The following is a 25,098-nucleotide window of genomic DNA, read 5'->3' on the forward strand; positions in this document are numbered from 1 at the left end:
TGTGGCATTCGCCATGCGAGAGTAGGACACTGCCAGGCACCCAATTAAACGGTGATGTGAAGAATTACATGACCGGCTGCGAGGATGACACCTCAGAATAAGCGGCAAATGATTTAGCGAAAGCTAACCGAATGCGGAGCGGTAGTTCAGTCGGTTAGAATACCGGCCTGTCACGCCGGGGGTCGCGGGTTCGAGTCCCGTCCGCTCCGCCACTACTCAAGAAGCCCAGTCTAACGACTGGGCTTTTTTTCGTTCCCGAGACAGCACTTATTTCCCCTTACATCAACATCGCCATCATCCGATCATCGCCCCTGACGGAGGTTGCCGCTATAATGGCCGCCCTCAAGCAAGGTGGTGGTATGAAAGCAGAGTATCTACAGCGATTCGGGGGCATAGCCCGTCTTTATGGCCAGCGTGCCCTTGGCTCCTTCAGCCAGGCGAAAGTCTGCGTGGTCGGGATCGGTGGCGTCGGCTCCTGGGCGGCCGAGGCGCTGGCTCGGGCCGGCATCAACCAGATCACTCTGATCGACATGGATGATATCTGCATCACCAACACCAATCGCCAGATCCATGCCATGCAGGGCACGGTCGGCCGTCTCAAGACGGAGGTGATGGCCGAGCGCATCCGTGCCATCAACCCGGATTGCGAGGTGATCGAGGTGGATGACTTCGTCACCGCCGACAACCTGGGCGAGCATATCAAGCGGGAGTTTGACTATGTGGTGGATGCCATCGACTCGGTCAAGGCCAAGGTGGCGCTGATTGCCTTCTGCAAGCGCAACAAGATCCCGGTGATCGTGGCGGGCGGTGCCGGCGGGCAGATGGACCCGACCCAGATCACCGTGGCCGACCTGGCCAAGACCATTCAGGATCCGCTGGCCGCCAAGGTGCGCGCCGACCTGCGCCGACTGCACAACTTCAGCAAGAATCCGGCGCGCAAATTCGGGGTGGAGTGTGTCTTCTCAACCGAGCAGCTGAGTTATCCGGATGGCAATGGCGGCACCTGCCAGGCCAAGGCGGCCAGCGACGGCAATATGAAGATGGATTGCGCCTCCGGCTTCGGTGCCGTGACGCCGGTGACGGCCACCTTTGGCTTGGTTGCCGCGTCCCGGGTATTGAAGAAGATTGCCGAGCGGGGAGCCCGCGCCGAGAAAGAGGCTGGAAATGAAGACGCAGGGTCGATTGGCGAAGCCTGATCGACCACTGTACAAGGTGGGTTAGGCAGCCTGCTCCCGGATTGCCAACACGATTGCCCTGAGCCCGTTGCCTCGCGACGGGCTCAGGTGTTTCTCGAGCCCCAATTCGCTGAAATAGGCATCCATATCAAAAGCTTGGATAGCGTCGGCACTCTGATGATTGAGTGCCGCCAGCACGATGACGATAAGACCGCGCACGATGCGGGCATCGGAATCACAGGCAAAGTGCCAGCAACCATCCTTGCTCTTTTCCCCCTTCAGCCAGGCCTGGCTTTCACATCCCTTAAGGCGAAATGCCTCCTGCTGCCACTCTGCTGGCAAGGTGGGTAGCAGCTTGCCGAGCTGGATGATGAGTCGGTACTGGTTCTCCCAGCCGTTTGCTGCCGCAAACTGCTGACGGATACTATTTGCGTCGGGCTCAACGCCTATCCGGGTGTAGGTTGCGAGGCTGTTCATCGGGTGTCTGCCTTAGAAGAAGTCACGGAGTTTGTGCAGGGCGGCCAGCAGGGCGTCGACATCGTCCCGATTGTTGTAGCAGGCCAGCGAGGCGCGCATCGTGCCGCCGACACCAAGAGATTCCATCAGCGGCATGGCGCAGTGATGGCCGACCCGCAGGGCTATGCCCTGCATGTCGAGCAGGGTGGCGGCATCTTGCGGGTGGATGTCGTCCAGCAGAAAGGAGACCGCGCCGGCGCGCTGACCGGGTTCGCCGACCAGACGCAGCCCTGGCATCTGTTGCAGTCCGGCAACCAGATAGTCGGTCAGCACCGCTTCATGGCTGGCCAATGAATCCTTGTCCTGCTCCATCACAAAGCCGATGGCTGCGGCCAGGCCGATGGCGCCAGCAATATGGGGGGTGCCTGCCTCGAATTTGAAGGGCAGGATGTTGAAGGTGGTGCCGCTGAAGCTGACTCTGTCGATCATCTCGCCGCCGGCCTGCCAGGGGGGCATTCGCTCCAATAGCTCAGTGCGGCCCCACAGCACGCCGATGCCGGTCGGGCCATAGAGCTTGTGGCCGGAGAAGGCGTAGAAGTCGCAGCCGATAGCCTGCACATCCACCTCGAGATGGGCCACCGCCTGGGCGCCGTCGATGAGGCTCAGGGCCCCGACCGCCTTGGCCGCTGCCACCATCTCTTTGACTGGATTGACGGTGCCAAGGGCATTGGAGACGTGAGCCACGCTCACCAGTCGGGTACGTGGTCCCAGCAGGGCCAGATAGGCAGCGATGTCGAGATCGCCCCGCTCATCGAGGGGGATGACCCGGATGACGGCGCCGGTGCGCTGGGCGACCAGCTGCCAGGGGACGATATTGGCGTGATGCTCCAGGGTGCTGAGCACGATCTCATCCCCCGCCCTCAGCTCGCTCATCCCCCAGCTCTGGGCCACCAGATTGATCGCCTCCGTGGTGCCACGGGTCCATATCACTTCGTGGCTGCGAGGGGCATTGATAAAGCGGGCAACCGTCTCGCGGGCATCTTCGAAGGCGCGTGTGGCCCGGCCGCTCAGGGCATGGGCGGCGCGGTGCACGTTGGCATTGTCGGCCCGATAGTAGTGATTGATCGCATCCAGCACGGCTTGCGGTTTCTGGGTGGTGGCGGCGTTGTCCAGATAGACCAGAGGGTGGCCGTTCACCTCCTGCGCCAAGGCTGGAAACTGGCCGCGCAGCCGGTCGTGCTGTTGCTGATTCATGCTCCCCTCATCTCGTCTGGAAAAGTCGGTCATGATCCGGAAAATGGCGGGCAAACACAAGATGAAGTGGCGGGATCCCGTGCCCGGTTTCGGCTGCCCGCGGGATCTCTGCTACAATGCCGCCCCTCATCATAAGCCAAGAGATCCGGCCCATGAAGCTCAACCCCAATCAGAACGAAGCGGTCAAGTATGTCTCCGGCCCTTGCCTGGTGCTGGCGGGTGCCGGATCGGGCAAGACCCGCGTCATCACCAACAAGATTGCCTATCTGGTACAGCAGTGCGGCTACAACGCACGCAACATAGCGGCGGTCACCTTTACCAACAAGGCGGCGCGGGAGATGAAGGAGCGGGTCGGTCAGACCCTGGGTCGCAAGGAGGCGCGGGGGCTGATGGTCTCCACCTTCCACACTCTGGGGCTCGAGATCATCCGCCGCGAGCACAAGAGCCTGAACCTCAAGGCCAACTTCTCCCTGTTCGATGACACCGATCAGCTGGCGCTGCTGAAAGAGTTGACTGAAGACGAGCTCGACAACGACAAGGACAAGCTCTCGGCCCTTATCAGCCAAATCTCCAACTGGAAGAACGACCTTATCCTGCCAGCCCGCGCCATGCGCATCGCCCGCGGGCCGGAAGAGGTGTTGATGGCCCAGCTCTACGAGCGTTATCACCGCCAGATGGTGGCCTATAACGCGCTGGATTTTGACGACCTCATCGTGATGCCGACCCTGCTGCTCAAGAGCAATCAGGAGGTGCGCGAGCGCTGGCAGAACAAGATCCGCTATCTGCTGGTCGACGAATACCAGGACACCAACACCAGCCAGTACGAGCTGGTGAAGCAGATCGTCGGCGAGCGGGCCCGCTTCACCGTGGTGGGGGACGACGACCAGTCCATCTACTCCTGGCGCGGTGCCAAGCCGCAGAACCTGGTGCTGCTGAACGAAGATTTCCCCAATCTGCGGCTCATCAAGCTGGAGCAAAACTACCGCTCCAAGCGGCGTATTCTCAAGTGCGCCAACATCCTGATCGCCAATAATCCCCATGTCTACGACAAGGCGCTCTTCTCCGAGCTGGACGAGGGGGTGAAGCTCAAGGTGCTGTTTGCCAAGAATGAGGAGCACGAGGCGGAGCGTATCGCCGCCGAGCTGATGGGCCACAAGTTCATGAACCGCACCCGGTTCAAGGATTACGCGATCCTCTATCGGGGCAACCATCAGTCGCGCATCTTCGAGAAGGCGCTGATGACCAACCGCATTCCCTACCGTATCTCCGGCGGTACCTCGTTTTTCTCCCGCACCGAGATCAAGGACATCATGGCCTACCTCAAGCTGCTAGTTAACCCGGATGAGGACACTGCCTTCCTGCGGGTGGTCAACCTGCCGCGCCGCGAGATAGGCCCCACTACCCTCGAAAAACTGGGCCAGTACGCCAACCAGCGCGGCAAGAGCCTGTTTGCCGCCAGCTTCGAGCTGGGGCTGGAGCAACACCTCTCCGGGCGCGGTCTATCCGCCCTGCAGGCCTTCACCAACTGGCTGGTGAGGCTTGGCGATCAGGCGCTGCGCGGCAATCCGGTGGAGGCGGTACGGGACATGATCAAGGAGATCCACTACGAGGAGTGGCTCTATGAGACCTCCCCCAGTCCGAAGGCGGCGGAGATGCGGATGCAAAACGTCTCCACCCTTTATCGCTGGATCAGCGAGATGCTGGAAGGGGATGAGCTGGAGGAGTCGATGACGCTGGCTCAGGTGGTTACCCGGCTCACCCTGCGGGACATGATGGAGCGTAACGAAGGGGAGGATGAGGCGGATCAGGTGCAGCTGATGACATTGCACGCCTCCAAGGGACTGGAGTTTCCCTATGTCTACATGGTGGGTATGGAGGAGGGGCTGCTGCCGCACCAGACCAGCATCGACGAGGACAACGTGGAGGAGGAGCGGCGCCTCGCTTATGTGGGGATCACCCGGGCCCAGACCGAGCTGACCTTTACTCTCTGCAAGGAGCGCCGCCAGTTTGGCGAGTCGGTGCGGCCGGAGCCGAGCCGCTTCCTGCTGGAGCTGCCCCAGGATGACCTGGAGTGGGAAAACCAGAAGAAGGTGACGGCCGAGGAGCGCCAGCAGAAGGGGCAGGTTGGTGTCGCCAACCTGCGGGCCCTGTTCAAGAAGGATTGAGGTCGGAAGGCTTGGTCTCTCGGGCAGCCTGACCCAGCAGAGGGGGAATATCGGCTCCCGGCAGCGGGGGCGAGATGTGGCGCCCTTGCCCGAGGGCGCAGCCAAGCTCGATGAGCTTTTGCAACTGCTGCTGATTTTCGATCCCCTCGACCACCAGGGTGAAGTCGAGGTCCTGGCAGATGTCCCGCATGGCACGGATCAGCGCCAGATCCTTGGGGGAGTTCAACATGCGATGGGTGAAGCTATCGTCCACCTTGATGTAATCCACCGGGAAGTGAAACAGGGCGTTGAGGGAAGAGAAGCCGGTGCCGAAGTCATCCAGGCTGACCTGGATCCCTTTCGCCCTCAGTTCATGCAGGGCAGTGAGGGAGTCGGCACTCTGCCGGGAGAGCTCGCGTTCGTTGAACTCAAAGATGAAACATGCGGGGATGACACCCTCCTCCTCCATGATGGTGAGCAGTTGCATGATCTGCTCGTGGCTGGCCAGGTGCTTGCCGGAGAGGTTGATGGCTATCCTGAAACGACCGACCCCGGAGGCGGGTTGCCAAAGCTTCAGTTGCTGGCAGGTGCGCTTGAGGATCTGGCGGTCCAGATCCTGAATGAGGCCGCACTGTTCCGCCAGAGGAATGAAGTCGAATGCATCCTTGAGCTCTCCTTCCTCCGTTATCCAGCGCGCCATCACCTCCAGTCCGACCAGGCGGCTGTCACACAGCCTGATCACCGGCTGGAAGTAGGGCACAATCCGCCCTTCCCGCAAGGCTCTGAAGAGCCGCTCTTCCGGTGACCCCGCCTGTTCGGTACAGGCCTCCGAATACATGACGATGCGGCTGCGGCCGTTACGCTTGGCCTGGTACATGGCGAGGTCTGCCTGGTGCAGCAGTTCACTGACATCGGCCGTTTGCTCCGTCACGCTGGCGACCCCCAGACTGACGGTGATGGTCAGTTCGTTGCCCTGGAGCCGGAACGGATGGCCGATACGGCCAATCAGGCGATTGAGCACGGGGCTGATGTCCTCTTCCCGCTGGTTGTTGTCCAGATAGATGACGAATTCGTCCCCTCCGAGCCTCGCCACCATGTCATTTTGCCGGATGCAGCCTTGCAGCCTGCTGCCCAGCTCCTGCAGCAACTGATCGCCGGCACTGTGGCCCAGGGCGTCATTAACCTGCTTGAAGTGATCCACATCGACGAAGATCAGGGTGAAGCCGGCTGTCTGATAACGGCGGTAGCGGGTCATGGCATGATGCAGGTGATTCATCAGCAGCGCCCGGTTTGGCAGCTGGGTCAGCGGGTCGTGCAGGGCATTGAACTGGAGCCGCCGCTCCAGCTCCTGATGATGCTTGAGCCGTTTCTGCAACCTCAGGTTGGTTTGGCGCAGCTGTTGGAGTCGCTGGTTGATGGACTCCTCCGAGTTGAGCTCATCGAGTTGCTGTCGCACCCTTTTGAGCTCCAGCAACAGGGTCAGCTGATGGCGCAGGAAATCGAGGAACAGCCTGTCATCGGTTTCCAGAGGCCGGGTCATGTTGAGGATGAGGTGGGCAAAGTATTGCTGCTGCTGGCGCAGGGGCAGGCTGTACCAGTAAAGCCCCTCTTCATGGCGCTCTACGCTGTTGGTGCTGTGGCACATGGCCCGAATGATGTCATCGTCGTATGTCAGGTGTGGTGGATAGAGTCGCTCCAGTCGCTGGTTTTCCAGCCGGACCAGCAACATGTCGCTGACCGAGAGCATCTGGCGCAACACAGCTTCCAACTGGGCAAACAGGGCATGCTGAGGCAGGTTGTGAGCCAGGCGCATCACTCGGCCGATCTTCTCGATTTTCTCCTGCCACTGGGGATCCCGTTGCATGAGAGGGGAAGCCTGCCCCGCCAGCTGGGTACCGGTCTGGGTTTCGTGCAGGCGTTTGGCCAGGCACTCCAGCAGCAGCCTCAGGGTGGGTGCCTGATCCGGGGTGCTGCGTGCCAGCAACCACTGCACGTCGATATGCTCCACAGGCTGCACGCACCAGCCCTGACCTTCATCGAGCCGGGTGAGCTGTTCGGTGAGGCGAGGTTCTTCCCGTCCCAATTGTTGCTTGAACACGTCGGGAAGCTGATAGGTGTAGCGCCAGTTCAGCCCCCCGTCGGCCAGCCCCAGCATGGCGAAATGTTGCAGAGGGCAGAGTGTGTCCAGCAGACCGACCAGTCGGGCGTAATCCTCGTGGGAGGCAATGCCGGGGGCGGGGAAATCCATGATGGAGGAGACGACCGCCAGCAAGGAGTGCGAGTCTGGCGGTGTGGTGGGCTGAACTGACATGCAACACTCCCGAAAAAACTTACCTTCAAGCGTAGTCGGAAGTGATGGGATTGAAAGGGCTGCAAGAGGAGCCCTTTCAATTACTTAGAGCTTGTCGATCATGTAGTGAATGGCGTTCTCGATCTCTTCGTCACTGCAGGTGGCGCAGGTCCCCCGCGGTGGCATCATGCCAGCCTTGCCGGTGAAGCCTTCGATGGCGTGTTTGCGCAAGGTGTCGAATCCCTGGGCGATGCGTGGCTCCCAGGCGGCCTTGTCACCTCGCTTGGGGGCGCCGGCGGCACCGGTATCGTGGCAGGCGAAGCAGGCACCCTTGAACACGGTCTCTCCGTCACGTGGGCCGGAGGAGGCTGCTGCAGGCGCCGCCGCCGCGGTCGCAATGCCTTCCAGATCCTTGGCGGTATAAACCTGGCCAACCGGGGCAATACGCTCGGCGATGGCCTCTGTCGACATGTCATCGGCGGCAAGGACGGCGCCGGACAGAGTGGCAGCCGCCATCCCGGCAGCCAGCAAATAGCTCAGTTTTTTCAACACGCTCATGTACTCCCAGCAGGCTATTATTATCCCCAGAAAACGACGGGATTATAACCGAATAGTTACAGCCATTTAAACGCTTGTGTGTGAAGTGTTAAGCAATCTGCAAACAAAGTGGTAGAGCGGGAAGGGGTGATCCCACATAAAAAAACCCGGCATGCGCCGGGTTTCGTGAGGCTGAACAAGAGAGGGCGCGCTGATTGCCCAGGCGCCCCTCGCGTGTCGTCAATCCCAGTTCAGGATCACCTTGCCGGACTTGCCCGAGCCCATGGCTTCGAAGCCCTGCTGGAAGTCGTCGATGTGGAAGTGATGGGTGATGATGGGACTGAGATCCAGGCCAGACTGGATGAGGCTTGCCATCTTGTACCAGGTTTCGAACATTTCGCGGCCGTAGATCCCCTTGATGAAGAGTCCCTTGAAGATCACCTTGCCCCAGTCGATGGCCATGGTGGAGGGAGGAATGCCGAGCATGGCGATTTTGCCGCCGTGGTTCATCTTGTCGATCATGTCCTGGAAGGCGCTGGGCACCCCGGACATCTCCAGCCCTACATCGAACCCTTCGGTCATGCCGAGATCTTCCATGACATCGGAGAGCTTCTCCTTGGCCACGTTGACGGCACGGGTGGCGCCCATCTTGCGGGCCAGTTCCAGCCGGTATTCGTTGACGTCGGTGATCACCACGTGACGGGCGCCAACGTGACGGCAGACGGCAGCGGCCATGATGCCGATGGGGCCTGCGCCGGTGATGAGCACGTCTTCACCCACCAGGTCGAAGGAGAGGGCGGTGTGCACGGCATTGCCGAACGGATCGAAGATGGCGGCCAGCTCATCGGGGATGTTGTCCGGCAGCTTGAAGGCGTTGAAGGCCGGGATCACCAGGTATTCGGCGAAGGAACCCGGGCGGTTCACACCCACACCAATGGTGTTGCGGCACAGGTGGGTGCGACCGGCACGGCAGTTGCGGCAGTGGCCGCAGGTGATGTGGCCTTCGCCGGAGACGCGATCGCCGATGGCGAAGCCGCGCACTTCCTGGCCGACGGCGACCACCTCTCCCACATACTCGTGCCCCACCACCATGGGGACGGGAATGGTCTTCTGGGCCCACTCGTCCCAGTTGTAGATGTGCATGTCGGTGCCGCAGATGGCGGTCTTGCGGATCTTGATGAGCAGATCGTTGTGGCCGAGCTCGGGAGCCGGGACATCGGTCATCCAGATGCCGACTTCGGATTTGAGTTTGGAGAGTGCTTTCATGACAGATTCCTCACGGCGCCATGCCGGGTACAGAGGGTAATAAAATGGGGCCCAACCTTGGCCCCCGTTTTAATCAGCCAGCCATGTGATCAAATCACACCGAGCTCGCGACCGATGCGAATGAAGGCATCGATCGCCTTGTCCAGTTGCTCCCGGGTATGGGCGGCGGACATCTGGGTCCGGATGCGCGCCTGACCCTTGGGTACCACGGGGAAGGAGAAGCCCACCACGTAGATACCGGCGGCCAGCATGCGGCTCGCCATCTCGGCGGCCAGTTTGGCATCCCCCAGCATGACCGGAATGATGGCGTGATCGGCGCCGGCCAGGGTAAAGCCGGCGGCGCTCATGCGCTCGCGGAAGTAGGCACTGTTCTCCTTGAGGCGGGCACGCAGGTCGTGACCCTCGGCCAGCATGTCGATCACCTTGATGGTGGCCGAGACGATGGAGGGTGCCAGGGAGTTGGAGAAGAGGTAGGGACGGGAGCGCTGACGCAACCAGTCGATCACCTCTTTCTTGCCGGAGGTGTAGCCACCGGACGCGCCACCCAGCGCCTTGCCCAGGGTGCCGGTGATGATGTCGACCCGTTCCATCACCTCGCAGTATTCGTGGGTACCGCGGCCATTCTCGCCGATGAAGCCGACGGCGTGGGAGTCATCCACCATCACCAGCGCGTCGTACTTGTCGGCCAGATCGCAGATGGATTTGAGGTCGGCGATGACGCCATCCATGGAGAAGACGCCGTCGGTGGCGATCAGCTTGAAGCGGGCTCCGTCGGCATCGGCCTGCTTGAGCTGGGCTTCCAGTTCGGCCATGTCGTTGTTGGCGTAGCGATAGCGCCTGGCCTTGCACAACCGCACCCCATCGATGATGGAGGCATGGTTGAGGGCGTCGGAGATGATGGCGTCTTCGGCACCGAACAGAGTCTCGAACAGACCGCCGTTGGCGTCGAAGCAGGAGGAGTAGAGGATGCTGTCTTCGGTGCCGAGGAAGGCGGACAGCTTCTGCTCCAGTTCCTTGTGCTGGTCCTGGGTACCGCAGATGAAGCGCACCGAGGCCATGCCGAAGCCGTGGCTCTCGAGCCCCTGATGGGCGGCGGCAATCAGGTCGGGATGGTTGGCCAGCCCCAGGTAGTTGTTGGCACAGAAGTTCAGTACCTGCTCGCCACCCACCGCAATCTGGGCCTGCTGGGCCGAGGTGATGATGCGCTCCTGCTTGTATAGCCCTTCCGCCTTGACCTGTTCGAGCTGTTCGGTCAGGTGACGATAGAATCCGTTAGACATCCTCGGTCCTCATTGCTGTATCGACTGTGTTATCAGGATCCCGGGCCGTGCAACCCGCATGGTTCGGCGTCGTCACGGTCGCGACGAAACGCCGACAGACCCTAGAATGGGCAACATTTTACTGTAATCCCTGCGTATAAATTCAAATTTTTATGCTGATAATCAACAATTGTGAAACAGATCTCACCCGGCTGGTTGGGCCAGTTGGTGATAATGTTGCTCCAGTTGATGTATCTGGGGGGCCACCTGTGGCTGCACGTAGGGGCGCAGCAAAAACAGCACCCGCAAGACCCCCTGATAGAGCAGGGGTTTGGTGATGCGGGTGGCCGGGGCCTGGGCGATCTGGAACGGGATCCAGCAGGTGACGACCATCTTGATGGTCTGACCGAGATCCGGCAGGTCTTCATCGCTGACGGCGATGATGCCGCCTTCGCGCAGGCTTCTGAGCAGCGTCTCCACGGTGGCTCGGAGCTGCTCCTGTGCCTTGAGGTATTTCTGCTGCAGCAGCTCGTCGCGACTCAGGATGTCCGGCAGGTTCGCGTAGAAGAAGCGGAACTGCCACATCAAATAGAAGATGGCATCCAGGTAGCCCATCAGATCCTCCAGCCGGATCTCGCTGCTGCGGATCGGAGTGAAGCTGTCGCTCAGGTGGCGGGCGTACTGATCGAAGATGGAGTGGATGATGTCTTCTTTGTTTCTGAAGTGGTAGTAAAGGTTGCCCGGGCTGATGCCAAGGTGTGCGGCAATGTGGTTGGTGGTGATGTTGCGCTCGCCCTGATCGTTGAACAGCTCGGTGGCGCTGTGGATGATCCTGTCTCTGGTCTTCATCGCTGGTCCCTCTGCCGGGCCCTAAGGGGAAAAGTCATCGAGGTCGAATCCCCTTGCGGCCCGTGATAAACTTTTCGGCAATTTCAAATTGGCCCACTATACACAGCTTTAACAGGCAGTCACACGGGGCCACAACGTACGCGAGGCAAACTCCATGATCGTAGTAACTGGCGGTGCTGGCTTTATCGGCAGCAATCTGGTCAAGCAGCTGAACGCTCAAGGACGGACCGATATCGTGGTCATTGATGACCTGACCGACGGCACCAAGTTCGTCAACCTGGTCGACCTCACCATCGCCGACTACATGGACAAGGACGAGTTCCAGGCGCGGATCGTCTCCGGTGACGAATTCGAGGAGTGGGATGACGGCATCGAGGTGATCTTCCACGAAGGCGCCTGCTCCGCGACCACCGAGTGGAACGGCAAGTTCATCATGGAGGTCAACTACGAGTACTCCAAGGATCTGTTCCACTACTGCATCGAGCGGGAAATCCCCTTCATCTATGCCTCTTCCGCCGCGACCTATGGTGGGCGCAACGACAACTTCATCGAAGACCCGAGGTTCGAGCAGCCCCTCAACGTCTACGGCTACTCCAAGCAGCTGTTCGATCAGTACGTGCGTCGCTGGATGCCGGAGATCAACTCTCAGGTGGTGGGTCTCAAGTACTTCAACGTCTATGGTCCCCGCGAGCAGCACAAGGGCTCCATGGCGTCCGTGGCCTTCCACCTCAATACCCAGGTGAAGCAGGGTGACAATCCCAAGCTGTTCGAGGGCTGTGACGGTTTCCCGGATGGCGGCCAGATGCGCGACTTCATCTACGTGGACGACGTCTGCAAGGTGAACCTCTGGTTCTGGCAGAACCCGCAGCACTCCGGCATCTTCAACTGCGGCACCGGCCGGGCTGAGCCGTTCCAGAACGTGGCGGAAGCCGTGATCAGGCATCACCAGAAAGGCGCCATCGAATACATTCCCTTCCCGGATCACCTCAAGGGTCGCTACCAGAGCTTCACCCAGGCGGATCTCACCAAGTTGCGCGGCGTCGGCTATGACGGCGAGTTCAAGACTGTGGCCGAAGGCGTGGCCGATTACATGGCCTGGTTGAACCGGGCTTGATCCTCCTCTGGCGGGTGGCTCTGGCCACCCGTCGATCGGATGCGCTTGCATGAACATATTGATGGCTCTCTCCCAGCTCGAAGTGACGGGCGCGGAGGTCTATGCCACCACGGTCGGCAACGAGCTGACCCGCCGTGGCCACCAGGTTTTCTACGTCTCTGACACCCTGACCAAACCGACTCTGGGGCCGGTCTTTCGGTTGCGTTTCAACAAGCGCAGCATCCTGCGCCGCTTCTGGCACGTCTTCTATCTCATCTATCTGATCCGCAAGCACAGGATCCAGCTTGTGCACGCCCATTCGCGCGCCTCGGGCTGGAGCAGCTACGTCGCCTGCAAGCTGACCGGCACCCCCATGATCACCACGGTGCACGGGCGCCAGCCGGTACACGCCTCCCGCAAGGCATTCCATGCGCTGGGCTATCGGGCGGTGGCGGTGTGCGAGGATATCGCCAGCCAGATCATCGACAACCTGGGGGTGGACCCGGCCATGGTGCAGGTGCTGCGCAACGGCATCGAGACCGACAAGTTCCAGCCCGTGCCGATACCGGACAACGACAAACCGGTGATCGCCATCATTGGTCGGCTGAGCGGTCCCAAGGGGGAGCTCTGCTACCGGTTGCTGGACGAGGTACTGGATCTGGAAGCCTGCCGGGTGCGCATCGTCAGCGGCACCCAGGTGCCGGCGCGTTTTGCCCGTTTTCAGGACAAGGTCGACTTCGTCGGCTATGTGGACGATGTGCCCGCCCTGATGGCGGGCTGCGATCTGGTGATCGGTGCCGGTCGGGTGGCGATGGAGGCGCTGCTGTGCGGTCGTCCGGCGTTTGCCATCGGCGAAGCCAGGGCCATCGGTCTGGTGACGGAGCAGAATCTGGACGAGGCCCTCGCCAGCAACTTCGGCGACATCGGCCCCAGGGATCTGGCCATCGACTTTGCCGGGCTGAAGGCGCAGATCCCTTCGGCGCTGGCCTCCAAGGTGGTGCCAGACCCAGTGCGTCAACGGATCCTGCAAGAGTATGATTTGCAAGGCGTCGTGACCGGGCTGGAATCCGTCTATCAGGATGCCGTGGTCGAGACCCTGCGCCGGGAGATGCCGGTCATCATGTATCACCGCTTCATCGAGCACGAGAGCGAAAAGGGAGTGCATGGCACCTGGCTCCCGGTCGCCATGTTCGAGAAGCACCTCAAGCTGATGAAGTGGCTGGGCTACGAGACGCTGACATTTGCCGACCTGGCGGAGAACGGGTTCATCCACCGGCTGCAATACGGCAAGAAGTACCTGATGATCACCGTGGACGACGGCTATCGGGACAACCTCACCCGCATGCTGCCGCTACTGGAAAAGTATGGCTACAAGGCGGTGGTCTATGTGGTGACCGGTGAGGATCACAATCGTTGGGATGTGGAGCACCCGACTCACCCCGATACCCCGGTGACCCTGATGACCCCGGACGAAATCAAGGCGCTGGTGGCCTCCGGTCATGTGGAGATCGGGGGCCATACCCTGACTCACCCCCGCCTGAGCACGCTCCCCCCAGAGGAGCAGGCCCACCAGATCCAGGCCAACAAGGCCTGGCTGGAGCAGTTGCTCGGCCATCCCCTGATCTCGTTTGCCTATCCTTACGGGGATCTGAACGACAGTGCAAAAGCCCAGGCCGTTGCCGCCGGTTATCGCTATGCTGTGGCCACCAATAGCGGCCCCAGAGCCATGCACCGGGATCCGTTCCAGATCCGCCGGATCGCCATCTTCCCCCGCACCGACATGTTCGGCCTGTGGCGCAAGATCCGTGGCAACTATGTCTTCAGAAAATAAGACCGTTACAGAGAAGAGCATGTCCTCAAGTACAGATTCGTCGGCCCGCCAGGGTTTGTTTAAGTTGTCTTGTGACCAAGTCTTGCCTTGGGTGGTGCAACTGTCAGCCTTCTTGTTTGGGGCATTGTCGTTGTCTGTTTCAAGTGGGTACTCTTATGGGCCCGCCGTATTATTGTTAGCCAGCCTTTACTTTATGTGTACGAAGAGGCGTGAGTCCTGGGCAATGCCTCGGGAACTCAAGCTAATTGGACTCGGTTTGTTGCTCTATTTTCTGGTTATGTCTCTTTCTGTGTGGCTGGATGGAGGTAAGTTCAGTGAGATTGATAGGGCAAGCAAGGCGCTGATGGCGGCTGCCATATTGCCTTTAGTGGCCTGCATGCCGGTACGCCTCAATATATTGCTGTCGGGTTGCGGTATTGGTGCCATTCTTGCGTTTGCCATCGCTATCCATGACAAGTTCTTTTTGGCTTATGAGCGAGCATTTGGCGATGTGATGCCAATTCAGAGCGGCAATATTGCCATGTCACTGGGATTGTTTTGCCTCTGTGGTTTGTTGTGGGCGCAGAAGAAGGGGAAGCTGGCTTTCGCACTTTTCATGCTGGTGGGAACCTGTGCCGGCATGGGCGCCAGCTTTCTCTCGGGTTCCCGTGGTGGCTGGGTGATGCTCCCCGTCATCTTGATCACTATCGCAATGTTGTTTAAGGAGTGCCTTTATCGTAAGGGAACCCTGATTATGGTGATAAGTGTTCTTCTTTGTGGTGTTTTCTTCGTTGTTCAGCCAGAGAGTGGCGTGGAAAAAAGAATTGAGCTGGCGCAGCGCGATATCAGCCAGTATATGGACAAGACAAATCTCAACACTTCTCTCGGTATCAGGCTGCAGCTATGGAAAAGTGCTTGGCAAAGTTTCACAGAGAAGCCACTGTTTGGCTGGGGTAACCATGGGATAAGAGAATCACAGAAGGCACAATTGGAACAGGGGAAGATAACTCAGTTTATTTTCAACTTCAATTCTCATGCCCATAATCAATTTCTCGATGAAATGGCTAAACGTGGCATTTTGGGGCTGGGTTCCTTGTTGTTCATGTTGATTGCTCCTGTGCTTATAGTGAGGAGGAAATTGCGCCAGCCTCATAATATCGATGTGCATTGTGGGGCCACCTTGCTTATTGTTACCACGTTCTCATCTATAGACTATTGCCTCAGTCAGGCGTTCTTTGGCCACAATTCAGGTATCAGTTTCTTTGTCGCGTCGTTGGTTATGACAGCATCCATCGTCTTTGGGAGTCAAAATGAAGATTCGCGTCATTAGTTTGGCGACATCGATTGTCCGACGAGAAAAAATATCTCGTGAACTATCTTCGTTTGGACTGGACTTTACATTTTTCGATGCTTTGAACGGACTCACAACGGAGATAAAAGAGTATGATAATGCTCAACGAATGTGGGAAAAAGGACATGAACTGACAAAGGGAGAGCAGGGGTGTTTTTCAAGCCATAGATCACTTTGGAATGAGTGCTTACGTTTGGGGGAACCGTTGCTCATTATGGAGGACGATATTGAGTTCTCTGCTGATATTAAATCTGTCTTGAGTGAACTGAAGGGTCTATCCAGAGAGTTTGAGTATATTCGGTTAGGGCGTGGGACTTGTAGCTCTTTGCCGGGGATCGGTCCGTGGATAGATATGTTAAAGATAGATGAGAGCCATTCAGTTGTGAAATATATGACGGGCCCCAGTTGTGCTCATGCTTATATTATCTCTCCAGTTGCCGCCTCAAAATTTTTATCCGCATCGGAAACATGGTTTTGGCCGGTCGATGACTTCATGGATAAAGAGTATTTACATAAGGTCAATAATTATGGTGTCGAGCCACCATTGGCATGGCAAAGCGGAGAGGACTCAGACATCGGGGCTAGGGTGAAGCCAGCCTCAAGAAATATTATCGGTCGAATTCGAAAAGAGTATTACAGGGCCAAGGAGCGATTTCTTAATGACATGTATAACTATGTCTTTTATATAAAAACAAAAAACAAAAAACAAAATATAGATTTATGAAAATGGATTGTTCATGCAGATATTAGGCTTTTTACAACATGCAAGAGATCGCATTCGTCGATACCTAGGCATCAAACTATTTGACCGCATCAACATAAACTCTAAACCTGATAACGGACCTGTAGTGATAATCCGCTGGGATGCCAAATTGGGCGATAGTATTATCTCCTCTTGGGTTCCCAGAGAGATTCGATGTGCTCAACCGGAACGTGAAGTCTGGATTGTGACCACTCCTGACGTCGCGCCACTCTTTCGCGAACACTTCAAGGCTGACAAGGTCATAGAGGTGCCCAAGCGCCCCAGTTATGGTGAATTGAAACGGCTGGCCCATCGCTTGGGAACTGTGGGTTATCTGGTTCATCTCGGTAAGCATCTCAAGATGAAGGACATCTACTTCCTGACCCGAGTCGATGCCTCTCATATTGTGGGAATGGACGATAGTCTGGCTTGCGTTGATATCAAACTAGGGAAGGCTTCAGCAGGCTTGCACTTCGCCGACAAATTTTCTCTTCTGTTGTCCAGGATGGGCATTACCAATCCCGATACCCGCTATATAGTGCCAATGGACACAGCATGGGAGACAAAGCTTGCAGAGTGGTGGCCAGTGAATCAGAGGGTTATCGCTTTCAATCCTTATGGTAGCGGGCGCTCGCGTCGATTGCAGCCTGAGCGGATAGTCCCCATGCTGGAGAGCATGTTGGCGGCTTGCCCCCATCACTTGTGTCTGCTCTTTCCTGCTGGAATGGAGCAGGAGGTCTCAGCTCTGAAAGCCCGCGTGTCGGCACCTGAGCGAATCCTGATCTCGCCAGAGGTCCCTTCTCTGGGAGGGCTGTTTACTCAGATGCGTCATTGCCAAGGGCTGGTTTCGGTGGACACAGCCACCATCCACATAGCGACGGGGCTTCAATTGCCAGTCTTGGGGCTTTATAACCCCGATATTGGTGGCGGTAGTGAAAATTTCACCGAATGGCATCCAAACCAGGCTGATGCGGTCGTGATTTTTTCCAAAAACGTGCTGCAGCAGGAGATCAATTCTCTCGATCTCGATGAGTTCGCAGAAGCGTTCAGGGGGTGGGTGTCTGCCATCCGGGCAGGGTGAGTAGACGAGTCTTCACCAGCTCCGGCGTAATTGCGCGGAACAGGGCTTCATCGAAGAAGTCCTTCTCCTGGGTTGGCAGCTGGAAATCCTCTCCCTTGGCATCGAAGATATCGATGGCTTGATAACGGGGGTGGTTCACCGGGTTGGCGATGATCTTGTCGCCACCAGGCGCCACTATGGTCAGCAGCGGTATTTCCAGCGCCTGCGCCATATGGCGCGGGCCTGTGTCGTTGCCAACGAACAGCTGGCAATGGACGAAGAGCCCCACCAGCTCCCGTACCGAGCGGGTCTGAACATGGTCAAACACGCTGGCCTGCAGCGCTTCTGGCAGCAGCGGCTTCAGCCCCCGGTTGTACTCCTCTTCCCCCGGTCCGCAATAGACCAGGATCTGGGCATTGTGCTCCTCGATGAGCCACTGGGCGACCTTGGCGAAGCAGTCGATGGGCCAGCGCTTGTAATGCCCGAGGGAGTTCACTCCCATGGCGATGAGTGGCCGGGTCGTGTCGACGCCAGCGGCCAGCAGGGTCTCGCGCCCCCGTTGTCTCTCCGCGTCGCTGAGCCAGAGATAGTAGTTGCGATCCTCCCTGGCGAGGCCGAGGGGCTTGAGCAGTGAAAACCGGTCGTCCACCAGGGTGCTGTTGCCCTGATGCTCGGTGTCATGGCGAAAGCGCACGATGCGGTTGTGGCCCAGGCGCCATGGGAAGGAGTCGAAGCCGATCCGCAGGCGGGCGCCGGAGATGAGGCAGGTGAGCAGACCTATCATCTGGCCCTGGCTGTTGATCACCACATCGTAGCGCTCGCGGCGAATGCCCAGCAGCAAATCCTTCATGTAGCGCCACTCGTTGCGGCGCGCCTTCTCGATGACGATCAATCGATCGATGTTGGGGTTTCCCTCTGCCATGCCCGCGCAGTAATCCATGACCAGATAGTGAACTTCCCCGGCAGGGTCGTGCTGCTTGAGGTTGTTGCACAGTGCGGTGGAGATCAGCACATCTCCTATCTGTTTGGTTTGTACTACCAGGTATTTCATGGAAAGGGCCTCGAGCGAGGTCGGGTGGAACGTCAGCGCATCAGCATATCGCACTCCCCTGTCAGATGCTGCCGCTATGGGGTGAAAATCCGATCCAACGCACTGTGTTTGCACATATTTTCGACGTTGTTCGGGCTGGTGGGGCCCGGCTGGCAGTGCGGGAAGATGAGTGGGGGCATGGCACCGCTGGCCATGCCCCCGATGAGCAAGAGTGATCAGCGTACGATGAGGCCGAGCAGGATCCCCACCACACCGAAGTCGGCATCGCTGAAGGTGGTGTTGGCAAAGCCCAGATCTCCCAGTACCGGCAGCAGGAACACCGGCAGGAAGGTGATCAGCAGGCCGTTGGCGAAGGCCCCCTGCAGGGCGCCGCGACGGCCGCCGGTGGCGTTGCCGAACACCCCGGCCGCCGCGCCGACGAAGAAGTGCGGCACCACGCCCGGAATGATGACGGTGAACCCCATCAGGTAGAGCAGCACCATGCCTACCAGACCGGCGGCAAAGCTCGACAGGAAGCCGATCAGCACCGCATTGGGGGCATAGGGGAAGACGATGGGGCAGTCGAGCGCCGGCTTGGCGTTGGGCACCAGCTTGTCGGAGATCCCCTTGAAGGCCGGCACGATTTCGGCGATGACCATCCGCACCCCCTGCAGGATGACGTAGACACCGGCGGCGAAGGTGATGGACTGCATCAGGGAGAACATGAACCAGTGCTTGCCCTTGGCGACGCTGGCGACGAACTCGGGGCCGGCGAAGGCGGAGGTGATGAGGAAGATGATGCCCATGGTGAAGGAGATGGCCACCGGGGTATCGCGCAGGAACAGCAGGCTCTTGGGCACCTGCACCTCTTCGCTGCTGTGGGCCTTGTTGCCGAACTTGGCGCCGATCCAGCCGGCCAGCACGTAGGAGCAGGTGGAGAAGTGGCCGAGTGCCACGTCATCGGAGCCGGTGATCTGCTTCATGTAGGGGTGGGCGAGGGCCGGGAACAGCACCATGGTCACGCCGACCACCAGGCTGCCCACCGCGATGAGCGGGATGCCGCTCATGCCGCCGGCGGAGAGGATGGCCGCTACCATCATCGACATGAACAGGGTGTGGTGACCGGTCAGGAAGATGAATTTCCACGGGGTGAGCCGGGCGATCAGGATGTTCACCAGCATGGCGAAGAACATGATCATCGCCATCTCCTTGCCGAACGACTGCTGGGCGATGGAGACGATCGCCTCGTTGTTGGGCACCATCCCCTTGATGCCGAAGGCGTGCTGGAAGATGGTGGCGAAGTCGCCAAGGGAGTTCACCACCAGGGTGGCGCCAGCCCCCAGGATGACGAAGCCCATGATGGTCTTGACCGTGCCTTTGATGCACTCGGTCACCGGTTTCTTCTGGGCGATCAGGCCGATGAGGGCGATGAGGCCGACCAGCACGGCCGGCTCCGACAGCACGTCAAACATCAGAAAATTGAAAAATTCCATGGTCAGCTCCAAGCAGATGGAAGCGGCGGCTCACCAGCCGCCCAGACAGTCGCAAAGGGGTTAGAGTGCGCCCAGCTCGCGCAGGGCGATGGCGAGTTTTTCTTTCATGGCGGCCTTGTCGACCATGTTGTCCAGCGATACCAGCCGACCGTTGACACCCATGCTGACCAGTTGTTCGGCGATGTCGCGGGTGGCGACAAAGATCTCGGCGCTCTCGCTGCCGGCGGAGGCGAGATCCCGGTGATCCACCTCGGCCGTCACGGCCAGCTCCTTGAGAATGCTCTTGATGCTCATCTCCATCATCAGGCTGGTGCCCAGGCCGTGTCCGCATACAACCAGAATTTTCATGCTCTCTTCCTCTGTCAGGTGCGCCGTGGCGCAGATCAGTAGCGCGCCAGGATGCGCAGGATGTCGTCTTTGCTGGTGGCCGCCATGATGGCCGCCACGTCTTCTTCATTCATGAACAGCTCGGCCAGCTGGGCGATGGTCTCCACGTGGGAGTTGCTGTCGCTGGCAGCCAGGGTGACCAGCAGCCGCACCGGGTCGTTGCCCTCGGAGCCGAAGTTGACCCCCTCCTTCAGCACGGTCAGCGCCAGTCCCAACCGGTTGACGCCGTCTTCCGGGCGGGCGTGGGGCATGGCCAGGCCCGGTCCCAGCACGTAGTAGGGGCCGAGCTCCTCGTGGGAGCGATAGAGCGCCGCCACATAGGAGGGCTCTATGGTGCCGTTGGCCAGCAGGGGGGCGGTGGCCAGCTCGATGGCGTGGTGCCAGTCGCGGGCGCCCGCTTCGATGGAAATGACCTCCTCGGTCAGCAATTGGGTCAGCATGGCAGTGTCCGGACTGGATAGAATGGCGCCAATCTAGCGATCTTGCCCTTTGATAACTGTGAGCTTGATCGCGAAAGTTAGCGCTACCAGATAGCGCTAACATTGATCTGTGATAGCGCTATCATTTCTCTCACAGAAGGGATTCATCCTGCCCCTTATCGGCCTCAAAGAAGGTAAAATCCGGTTTGAGCAAATAGTCAGTGCCCCGCTTTTGCCTTAAAGTGAATGCCCGTATGCCGAGGAAGGGAAAGGATGTCAGAAGCGAAAAAACGCCGCAGCACGGGTCGGGTGACCCTCAACGACGTGGCTCAGTTGGCTGGCGTGGGAGCCATGACGGTGTCGCGCGCCCTGCGCACCCCCGAGCTGGTGTCAGACAAGATGCGAGAGCGCATCGAGGCGGCGGTGGATGAACTCGGCTATATCCCCAATCGGGCGGCGGGAGCGCTGGCTTCCGCTACTTCCCAGACCATAGTGGTCATCGTCCCCAGCCTGGCGGAGCGCGCCTGCGGTGACATGATTGCCGGGCTGCAGCAGACCCTGCTCGCCGAGGGCTACCAGATCATGCTGGGGGATGCCCAGCACCTGAAGCAGCAGGAGGCCAGCCTGCTCAGCAATTTCCTGCAGCACAATCCGGCCGCCGTGGTGTTGTTTGGGGGGGATCCCGGGGAGGTCATCCGGCAGCGCCTGCAGGCGGCCCGCTTGCCGGTGGTGGAAGTGGGAGCCATGGCGCGCCATCCCATCGACATGAACGTCGGGGTCTCCAACTTCGATGCCGGTTATCAGCTGACCCGCCACCTCATCGAGCGCGGTCATCGCAACATCGGCTTTCTCTGTGCCCGCCAGGAGCAGTGGATGCTGCAGCAGCGCATGCAGGGCTGGCAGAAGGCGCTGCTGGACAACTACCTCTCCCCGGACGCCATCATCAATACCTCTGAGCTGCCGAGTTTTAGCACGGGGGCGGCCATGCTGGGGGAGTTTCTGCTGCGCTGGCCCGAACTGGATGCGCTGATCTGCGTCAACGACGAGCTGGCGGCCGGGGTGCTGTTCGAATGCCAGCGCCGCCATCTGAGCGTGCCGGGCAAGCTCGCCATCGCCGGTTTCGACGATCTGGATGTGGCGCGCGCCTGTCATCCTGCGCTGACTTCGGTCAGGATCCCCTATCACCAGATGGGCAGGGAGGCGGCGGAGCTGATCCTGCGCCAGCTGGCGGGCGAGGAGGTGGCCGGCATGAGCCTCGCCCTGGATTTTCAATTGCAAAAGCGCCAGAGCACCTGAGGAGCGATGCCACGACAGGGCGAGGCAAGCATGTTCAAGGCGTTGTGACCGAAGACCCGGTTGGTGCGTCGTCGTCCTGCGCGGAAACTGCCAGCCGACGTGTTCGCCCGGTCTGTCACCGGGTTGGAGCAGAGCGTGGATGCCACCGGAGCCATGACTCCAGGTGGCTGGCTGCACCTTGGTAAAGCTCTGATCGGAACCACTGGCGAGCCCCATTATTCTGGATAGACTTTGTAGGCCGGTGCACTATCCAAGGAGAATGAGCATGGGTACGCAGACGCCTGATTTCGATCTCGATGATGACTGGGAGCCGGAATCCTGGGAAGACGAGCTGGAGGAGCTGGATGACGAGAGCTGGCAGGACTATGACCCTCTCGACGATCAGTGACTCCCTGTAACGCCTGAGGGCGGGCCTGGTGCCCGCCCGATTTTTTGTGTGGCGAGGGGGGCAGCCCTTGGTGAGAACGGGGCGGGCTGGTTAGAATGAACTGCTCAAATGACGCTGTACGAGGCAGGCAGCGGTTCAACAACGATTCCAACGACGCCAAGGATGAATATGCGCTCACTCGTCATCATGTTTTATGCCGCCCTGCTCGGGGGCTGTGTTTCCAACTCCGACGACCCTTGCGAGAAGGTGTGGAGCGACGTGGGAGAGGCGGACGGCAAGCTCGGTTTTGCTGGCGATCGGGTTGCTTTTCACCAGACCCAGTGCGGGGAAAAAGTGGACCTTGCCCTTTGGGAGCTGGGTCGCCAGAAGGGGCTGGCCTGGTATTGCCGACCCGAGCATCTCTATCTGGCAGGACGGTCGGGAGAGGAGTATCGCGGCGTCTGTCCCAACGACGTGCAGGCCCGTCGCCTGTTTGAACAGGGTCGCCATGGCTGGACTGATCAATAAATCAGCCTTCCTCTCTCTTCTGAAATCTTGCGTGAATCTCTTCGTGAGAAGAGGGACCTACCCTTCCTTATGTTTCAGCCGCAGCGGCTGGCACAGATAATCCTTGTCATTGGCGCTGCGGGCACACTTGCCACACACGAATTTGGGTTTGCGCACAATCTTGCGCAGCGTCTTGAGATCGGCGGGGATCTCGTGACGGCGCCACTCACACAGCGTCTTGTGACCCATGACGTCCTCGACAGTGAATGCAACGGGTGAGAGGGGCAGGACCCCTCCCGGTGTGGTTACTGGTACAGGTATTTGGTGAAGATGAGCTCGCGGACCGCCTTCTTGCCCGTCTCCTTGACCAGCAGTTCGTTGACCTTGGCCTCACACTCCTTGCGCAGCTCTTCCCGGTTCACCAGGGACTTGATCTGTGCGCCCGTCTTGCTGCCAATCAGCCGGATGATGGCGTCGCGGATCAGGGGGTCGTGCTGCTCCAGCAACTTGAGGTCGGCAGCGTCCGTGGCCATCAGCTCTACCGTCACCCGTACATAGCCGAGGGTTTTGCCGTCGCCAAGGTAGTTGGTGATGATGTCCGGATCCAGAGCGTGATAGGCGAATCCCGGCTGGACGGCGGAGGAGGCGGGATCGGTGGCCTCTTCCTCATTGGCGAAGGCCTGTGTATTCAAGAGGGTACACCCCAGGGACAGCAGCAGAATTCTGAAGATCTTCATCTGGATGGCTCGGCAGCGACGGATGCCCCATTTTTGATGCTGCCATCGGGGCCGTCAAGCACGGATGTTCTTACAATTCGCCATTGATTTACGGATAATAAACCGGTTTTTAACCTGACAACGGAAATCTCCGGATGGTGAAGCTGTGAAGTCCGAGTTGACTGTTCCCCTCGTCCAGCTCGTCCCGTGGCGGGCGCCTGCAGAGTGCGAACCGCCCGAGGCGCTGCGTCCCTGGTTGCTGGAGGCCGATTCCATGACCCGGCGCCTGCGTCGTTACAATCATCACCTCTCGGTGCAACTGCTCGGCAATCGCGCCGTGTCGCTGACGGTGGACGAGCAGGCGCTGGTGGCGGTGTCGGCCCCCGTGGGCATGTGCCGCGAGGTGATCCTGCACGGTGATGGCGGGCCTGCCATCCTGGGTTGGACCCTGTTTGCCGAAGCGGCCTTGCAGGGGGGCGGTTTGCAGGATCTGGGAGAGCAGCCGCTGGGAGAGCGCATTTTCGGTGATGCACCGGCGCGGCGGGATCACCTGCAACTGGCCTGTTTCGAGATAGCGAGCAATCCCTGGTGTCCGGCCGCCACCGTCTGGGGGCGTCGTTCCCGCCTGTTTCTGGGGCAATGGCCACTGCTGGTCCATGAACTTTTCCTGCCCTCGCTATCGTCTCATTCGTTGCCATCGGATAAGGAGCTGGAGTGAAGCTGTTAACCAAGGAGCGGGGACTGGCCTATGCGCAGTTGGCCCGCATCGACAAGCCCATCGGTACCCTGCTGCTGCTGTGGCCGACCCTGTGGGCGCTCTGTCTGGCGGCTGGTGGCCTGCCTGACCCCTGGATCCTGACCGTGTTCGTGGTGGGCGTCTTCCTGATGCGCTCCGCCGGCTGTGTCATCAATGACTATGCGGATCGCAACTTCGACGGTCATGTGAAACGCACCGCCGGGCGACCGCTACCCATGGGGCGGGTCGCCGAGCGGGAAGTGCTGGTGCTGTTCGCCGTGCTGGCGCTTCTCTCGTTCGCCCTGGTGCTGACGTTGAACCCGCTCACCATCAGCCTGTCCTTTGCCGGTCTGCTGCTGGCGGTCTGTTACCCCTTCATGAAGCGCTTCATCCCCATCCCCCAGCTGGTGCTCGGCATGGCCTTCTCCTGGTCCATTCCCATGGCCTATGCGGCCCAGGCCAATGCCCTGCCGCCGGAAGCCTGGCTGTTGTTTCTTGCCAACCTGCTGTGGACCATCGCCTATGACACCGAGTACGCCATGGTGGACAGGGATGACGACCTCAAGCTTGGCCTCAAGTCGAGCGCCATCCTGTTTGGCCGCCACGACAAGCGGATCATCGGCGCGCTGCAACTGGCGACCCTGCTGATCCTGCTGGGGATCGGGCAGCTGATGGGGTTGGGGTCAGGTTATTACTGGGGACTGCTGGGGGCGGCGGCGCTGTTCGTCTACCAGCAGCGACTGATCCGGGAGCGGCAGCGGGAAGCCTGCTTCCAGGCCTTCCTCAACAACAACTACGTGGGGGCGCTGGTGCTGCTCGGGGTGATGGTTCACTCCCTCTAACCCGCCCCCTTCCTGGATG

Annotated in this window: 25 protein-coding genes and 1 tRNA gene; 13 read left to right on the forward strand and 13 right to left on the reverse strand. The window is 59.5% G+C overall.

Annotated features, from left to right (window positions below; genetic code table 11):
• The first annotated feature begins 135 nt into the window (after positions 1-135).
• Both AB5Y54_RS10585 and tcdA read left to right on the forward strand, forming a co-directional pair.
• A tRNA-Asp gene (locus AB5Y54_RS10585) sits at positions 136-212 on the forward strand.
• A 147-nt stretch (positions 213-359) separates the two neighbouring features.
• Positions 360-1,196: a tRNA cyclic N6-threonylcarbamoyladenosine(37) synthase TcdA gene (gene tcdA / locus AB5Y54_RS10590; protein WP_201985761.1), complete on the forward strand. Its 837-nt coding sequence runs from the start codon at positions 360-362 to the stop codon at positions 1,194-1,196.
• A 21-nt stretch (positions 1,197-1,217) separates the two neighbouring features.
• Here tcdA and AB5Y54_RS10595 read toward each other — a convergent pair whose 3' ends face one another.
• Together AB5Y54_RS10595 and AB5Y54_RS10600 are read right to left on the reverse strand one after the other, a co-directional pair.
• The gene (locus AB5Y54_RS10595; protein WP_201985760.1) at positions 1,218-1,652 is read right to left on the reverse strand and encodes a SufE family protein; all 435 of its coding nucleotides are present in this window, start codon (positions 1,650-1,652) and stop codon (positions 1,218-1,220) included.
• Between the two features lie 12 nt (positions 1,653-1,664).
• Positions 1,665-2,885: a cysteine desulfurase gene (locus tag AB5Y54_RS10600; RefSeq protein ID WP_201985759.1), complete on the reverse strand. Its 1,221-nt coding sequence runs from the start codon at positions 2,883-2,885 to the stop codon at positions 1,665-1,667.
• A 152-nt stretch (positions 2,886-3,037) separates the two neighbouring features.
• On the opposite strand from AB5Y54_RS10600, the gene rep reads away from it, so the two are divergent.
• Positions 3,038-5,050, forward strand: coding sequence for a DNA helicase Rep (rep, locus tag AB5Y54_RS10605; protein WP_223932048.1), 2,013 nt, complete (start codon positions 3,038-3,040; stop codon positions 5,048-5,050).
• On the opposite strand, the gene AB5Y54_RS10610 is transcribed toward rep, so the two are convergent.
• The 5 genes from AB5Y54_RS10610 to AB5Y54_RS10630 form a co-directional block, all read right to left on the reverse strand.
• On the reverse strand, positions 5,037-7,340 hold the full coding sequence (locus AB5Y54_RS10610; RefSeq protein WP_257711904.1) for a bifunctional diguanylate cyclase/phosphodiesterase: 2,304 nt from the start codon (positions 7,338-7,340) through the stop codon (positions 5,037-5,039). The genes rep and AB5Y54_RS10610 overlap by 14 nt on opposite strands.
• 84 nt (positions 7,341-7,424) lie before the next feature.
• The gene (locus AB5Y54_RS10615) at positions 7,425-7,877 is read right to left on the reverse strand and encodes a cytochrome c5 family protein (protein ID WP_039041132.1); all 453 of its coding nucleotides are present in this window, start codon (positions 7,875-7,877) and stop codon (positions 7,425-7,427) included.
• Between the two features lie 219 nt (positions 7,878-8,096).
• Positions 8,097-9,122, reverse strand: coding sequence for an L-threonine 3-dehydrogenase (gene tdh, locus AB5Y54_RS10620; protein WP_010672427.1), 1,026 nt, complete (start codon positions 9,120-9,122; stop codon positions 8,097-8,099).
• A gap of 89 nt (positions 9,123-9,211) precedes the next feature.
• Positions 9,212-10,402 (reverse strand): glycine C-acetyltransferase, encoded by a 1,191-nt coding sequence (locus AB5Y54_RS10625; protein ID WP_053288869.1) that lies wholly within the window; start codon positions 10,400-10,402, stop codon positions 9,212-9,214.
• A 183-nt stretch (positions 10,403-10,585) separates the two neighbouring features.
• Positions 10,586-11,230, reverse strand: a complete 645-nt coding sequence (locus AB5Y54_RS10630) for a TetR/AcrR family transcriptional regulator (protein ID WP_010672429.1) — start codon at positions 11,228-11,230, stop codon at positions 10,586-10,588.
• 154 nt (positions 11,231-11,384) lie between these two features.
• Between AB5Y54_RS10630 and rfaD the strand changes: the two genes are divergently transcribed.
• The 5 genes from rfaD to AB5Y54_RS10655 are packed head-to-tail and all read left to right on the forward strand — an operon-like array spanning position 11,385 to position 17,307.
• Positions 11,385-12,344 (forward strand): ADP-glyceromanno-heptose 6-epimerase, encoded by a 960-nt coding sequence (rfaD, locus tag AB5Y54_RS10635; RefSeq protein ID WP_039041134.1) that lies wholly within the window; start codon positions 11,385-11,387, stop codon positions 12,342-12,344.
• Between the two features lie 49 nt (positions 12,345-12,393).
• On the forward strand, positions 12,394-14,154 hold the full coding sequence (locus AB5Y54_RS10640) for a polysaccharide deacetylase family protein (RefSeq protein WP_053288868.1): 1,761 nt from the start codon (positions 12,394-12,396) through the stop codon (positions 14,152-14,154).
• Between the two features lie 19 nt (positions 14,155-14,173).
• Complete coding sequence (locus AB5Y54_RS10645; RefSeq protein ID WP_103260984.1) at positions 14,174-15,463, forward strand: O-antigen ligase; 1,290 nt, start codon at positions 14,174-14,176, stop codon at positions 15,461-15,463.
• The gene (locus AB5Y54_RS10650; protein ID WP_081001000.1) at positions 15,444-16,208 is read left to right on the forward strand and encodes a glycosyltransferase family 25 protein; all 765 of its coding nucleotides are present in this window, start codon (positions 15,444-15,446) and stop codon (positions 16,206-16,208) included. The genes AB5Y54_RS10645 and AB5Y54_RS10650 overlap by 20 nt, the downstream gene beginning before the upstream one ends.
• Positions 16,209-16,221: 13 nt before the next feature.
• A complete protein-coding gene (locus tag AB5Y54_RS10655) occupies positions 16,222-17,307 on the forward strand; it encodes a glycosyltransferase family 9 protein (protein WP_053288866.1) in 1,086 nt (361 codons plus the stop codon).
• On the opposite strand, the gene AB5Y54_RS10660 is transcribed toward AB5Y54_RS10655, so the two are convergent.
• From AB5Y54_RS10660 to AB5Y54_RS10675, 4 genes are all read right to left on the reverse strand, one after another.
• Positions 17,273-18,337 carry a glycosyltransferase family 9 protein gene (locus tag AB5Y54_RS10660; RefSeq protein ID WP_053288865.1) on the reverse strand — a complete coding sequence of 355 codons (1,065 nt, stop codon included), beginning with the start codon at positions 18,335-18,337 and terminating at the stop codon, positions 17,273-17,275. The genes AB5Y54_RS10655 and AB5Y54_RS10660 overlap by 35 nt on opposite strands.
• A gap of 215 nt (positions 18,338-18,552) precedes the next feature.
• Complete coding sequence (locus AB5Y54_RS10665; RefSeq protein ID WP_368153710.1) at positions 18,553-19,809, reverse strand: PTS ascorbate transporter subunit IIC; 1,257 nt, start codon at positions 19,807-19,809, stop codon at positions 18,553-18,555.
• A 60-nt stretch (positions 19,810-19,869) separates the two neighbouring features.
• Entirely contained in the window at positions 19,870-20,157 is a 288-nt protein-coding gene (locus AB5Y54_RS10670; protein WP_042879175.1) for a PTS sugar transporter subunit IIB, read from the reverse strand.
• Between the two features lie 35 nt (positions 20,158-20,192).
• Positions 20,193-20,636 carry a PTS sugar transporter subunit IIA gene (locus AB5Y54_RS10675; RefSeq protein ID WP_053288863.1) on the reverse strand — a complete coding sequence of 148 codons (444 nt, stop codon included), beginning with the start codon at positions 20,634-20,636 and terminating at the stop codon, positions 20,193-20,195.
• A gap of 252 nt (positions 20,637-20,888) precedes the next feature.
• Here AB5Y54_RS10675 and AB5Y54_RS10680 point away from each other — a divergent pair, with 252 nt between their 5' ends.
• From AB5Y54_RS10680 to AB5Y54_RS10690, 3 genes are all read left to right on the forward strand, one after another.
• The gene (locus tag AB5Y54_RS10680; protein WP_041212112.1) at positions 20,889-21,911 is read left to right on the forward strand and encodes a LacI family DNA-binding transcriptional regulator; all 1,023 of its coding nucleotides are present in this window, start codon (positions 20,889-20,891) and stop codon (positions 21,909-21,911) included.
• A gap of 265 nt (positions 21,912-22,176) precedes the next feature.
• Entirely contained in the window at positions 22,177-22,299 is a 123-nt protein-coding gene (locus AB5Y54_RS10685; protein WP_010672437.1) for a hypothetical protein, read from the forward strand.
• Positions 22,300-22,467: 168 nt separating this feature from the next.
• Positions 22,468-22,806 carry a DUF2799 domain-containing protein gene (locus AB5Y54_RS10690; RefSeq protein ID WP_053288862.1) on the forward strand — a complete coding sequence of 113 codons (339 nt, stop codon included), beginning with the start codon at positions 22,468-22,470 and terminating at the stop codon, positions 22,804-22,806.
• Positions 22,807-22,863: 57 nt separating this feature from the next.
• On the opposite strand, the gene AB5Y54_RS10695 is transcribed toward AB5Y54_RS10690, so the two are convergent.
• A complete protein-coding gene (locus AB5Y54_RS10695) occupies positions 22,864-23,034 on the reverse strand; it encodes a hypothetical protein (RefSeq protein WP_010672439.1) in 171 nt (56 codons plus the stop codon).
• 56 nt (positions 23,035-23,090) lie between these two features.
• On the reverse strand, positions 23,091-23,522 hold the full coding sequence (locus tag AB5Y54_RS10700) for a flagellar basal body-associated FliL family protein (RefSeq protein ID WP_010672440.1): 432 nt from the start codon (positions 23,520-23,522) through the stop codon (positions 23,091-23,093).
• A gap of 145 nt (positions 23,523-23,667) precedes the next feature.
• Here AB5Y54_RS10700 and AB5Y54_RS10705 point away from each other — a divergent pair, with 145 nt between their 5' ends.
• Both AB5Y54_RS10705 and ubiA read left to right on the forward strand, forming a co-directional pair.
• Positions 23,668-24,219 (forward strand): chorismate lyase, encoded by a 552-nt coding sequence (locus tag AB5Y54_RS10705; RefSeq protein WP_029313450.1) that lies wholly within the window; start codon positions 23,668-23,670, stop codon positions 24,217-24,219.
• Positions 24,216-25,079: a 4-hydroxybenzoate octaprenyltransferase gene (ubiA, locus tag AB5Y54_RS10710; RefSeq protein WP_319873514.1), complete on the forward strand. Its 864-nt coding sequence runs from the start codon at positions 24,216-24,218 to the stop codon at positions 25,077-25,079. Before AB5Y54_RS10705 ends, ubiA begins: the two co-directional genes overlap by 4 nt.
• Positions 25,080-25,098 lie beyond the last annotated feature (19 nt).

Source organism: Aeromonas sp. s9 (genome assembly GCF_040907765.1).
GTDB classification, from domain to species: Bacteria; Pseudomonadota; Gammaproteobacteria; order Enterobacterales; family Aeromonadaceae; genus Aeromonas; species Aeromonas caviae.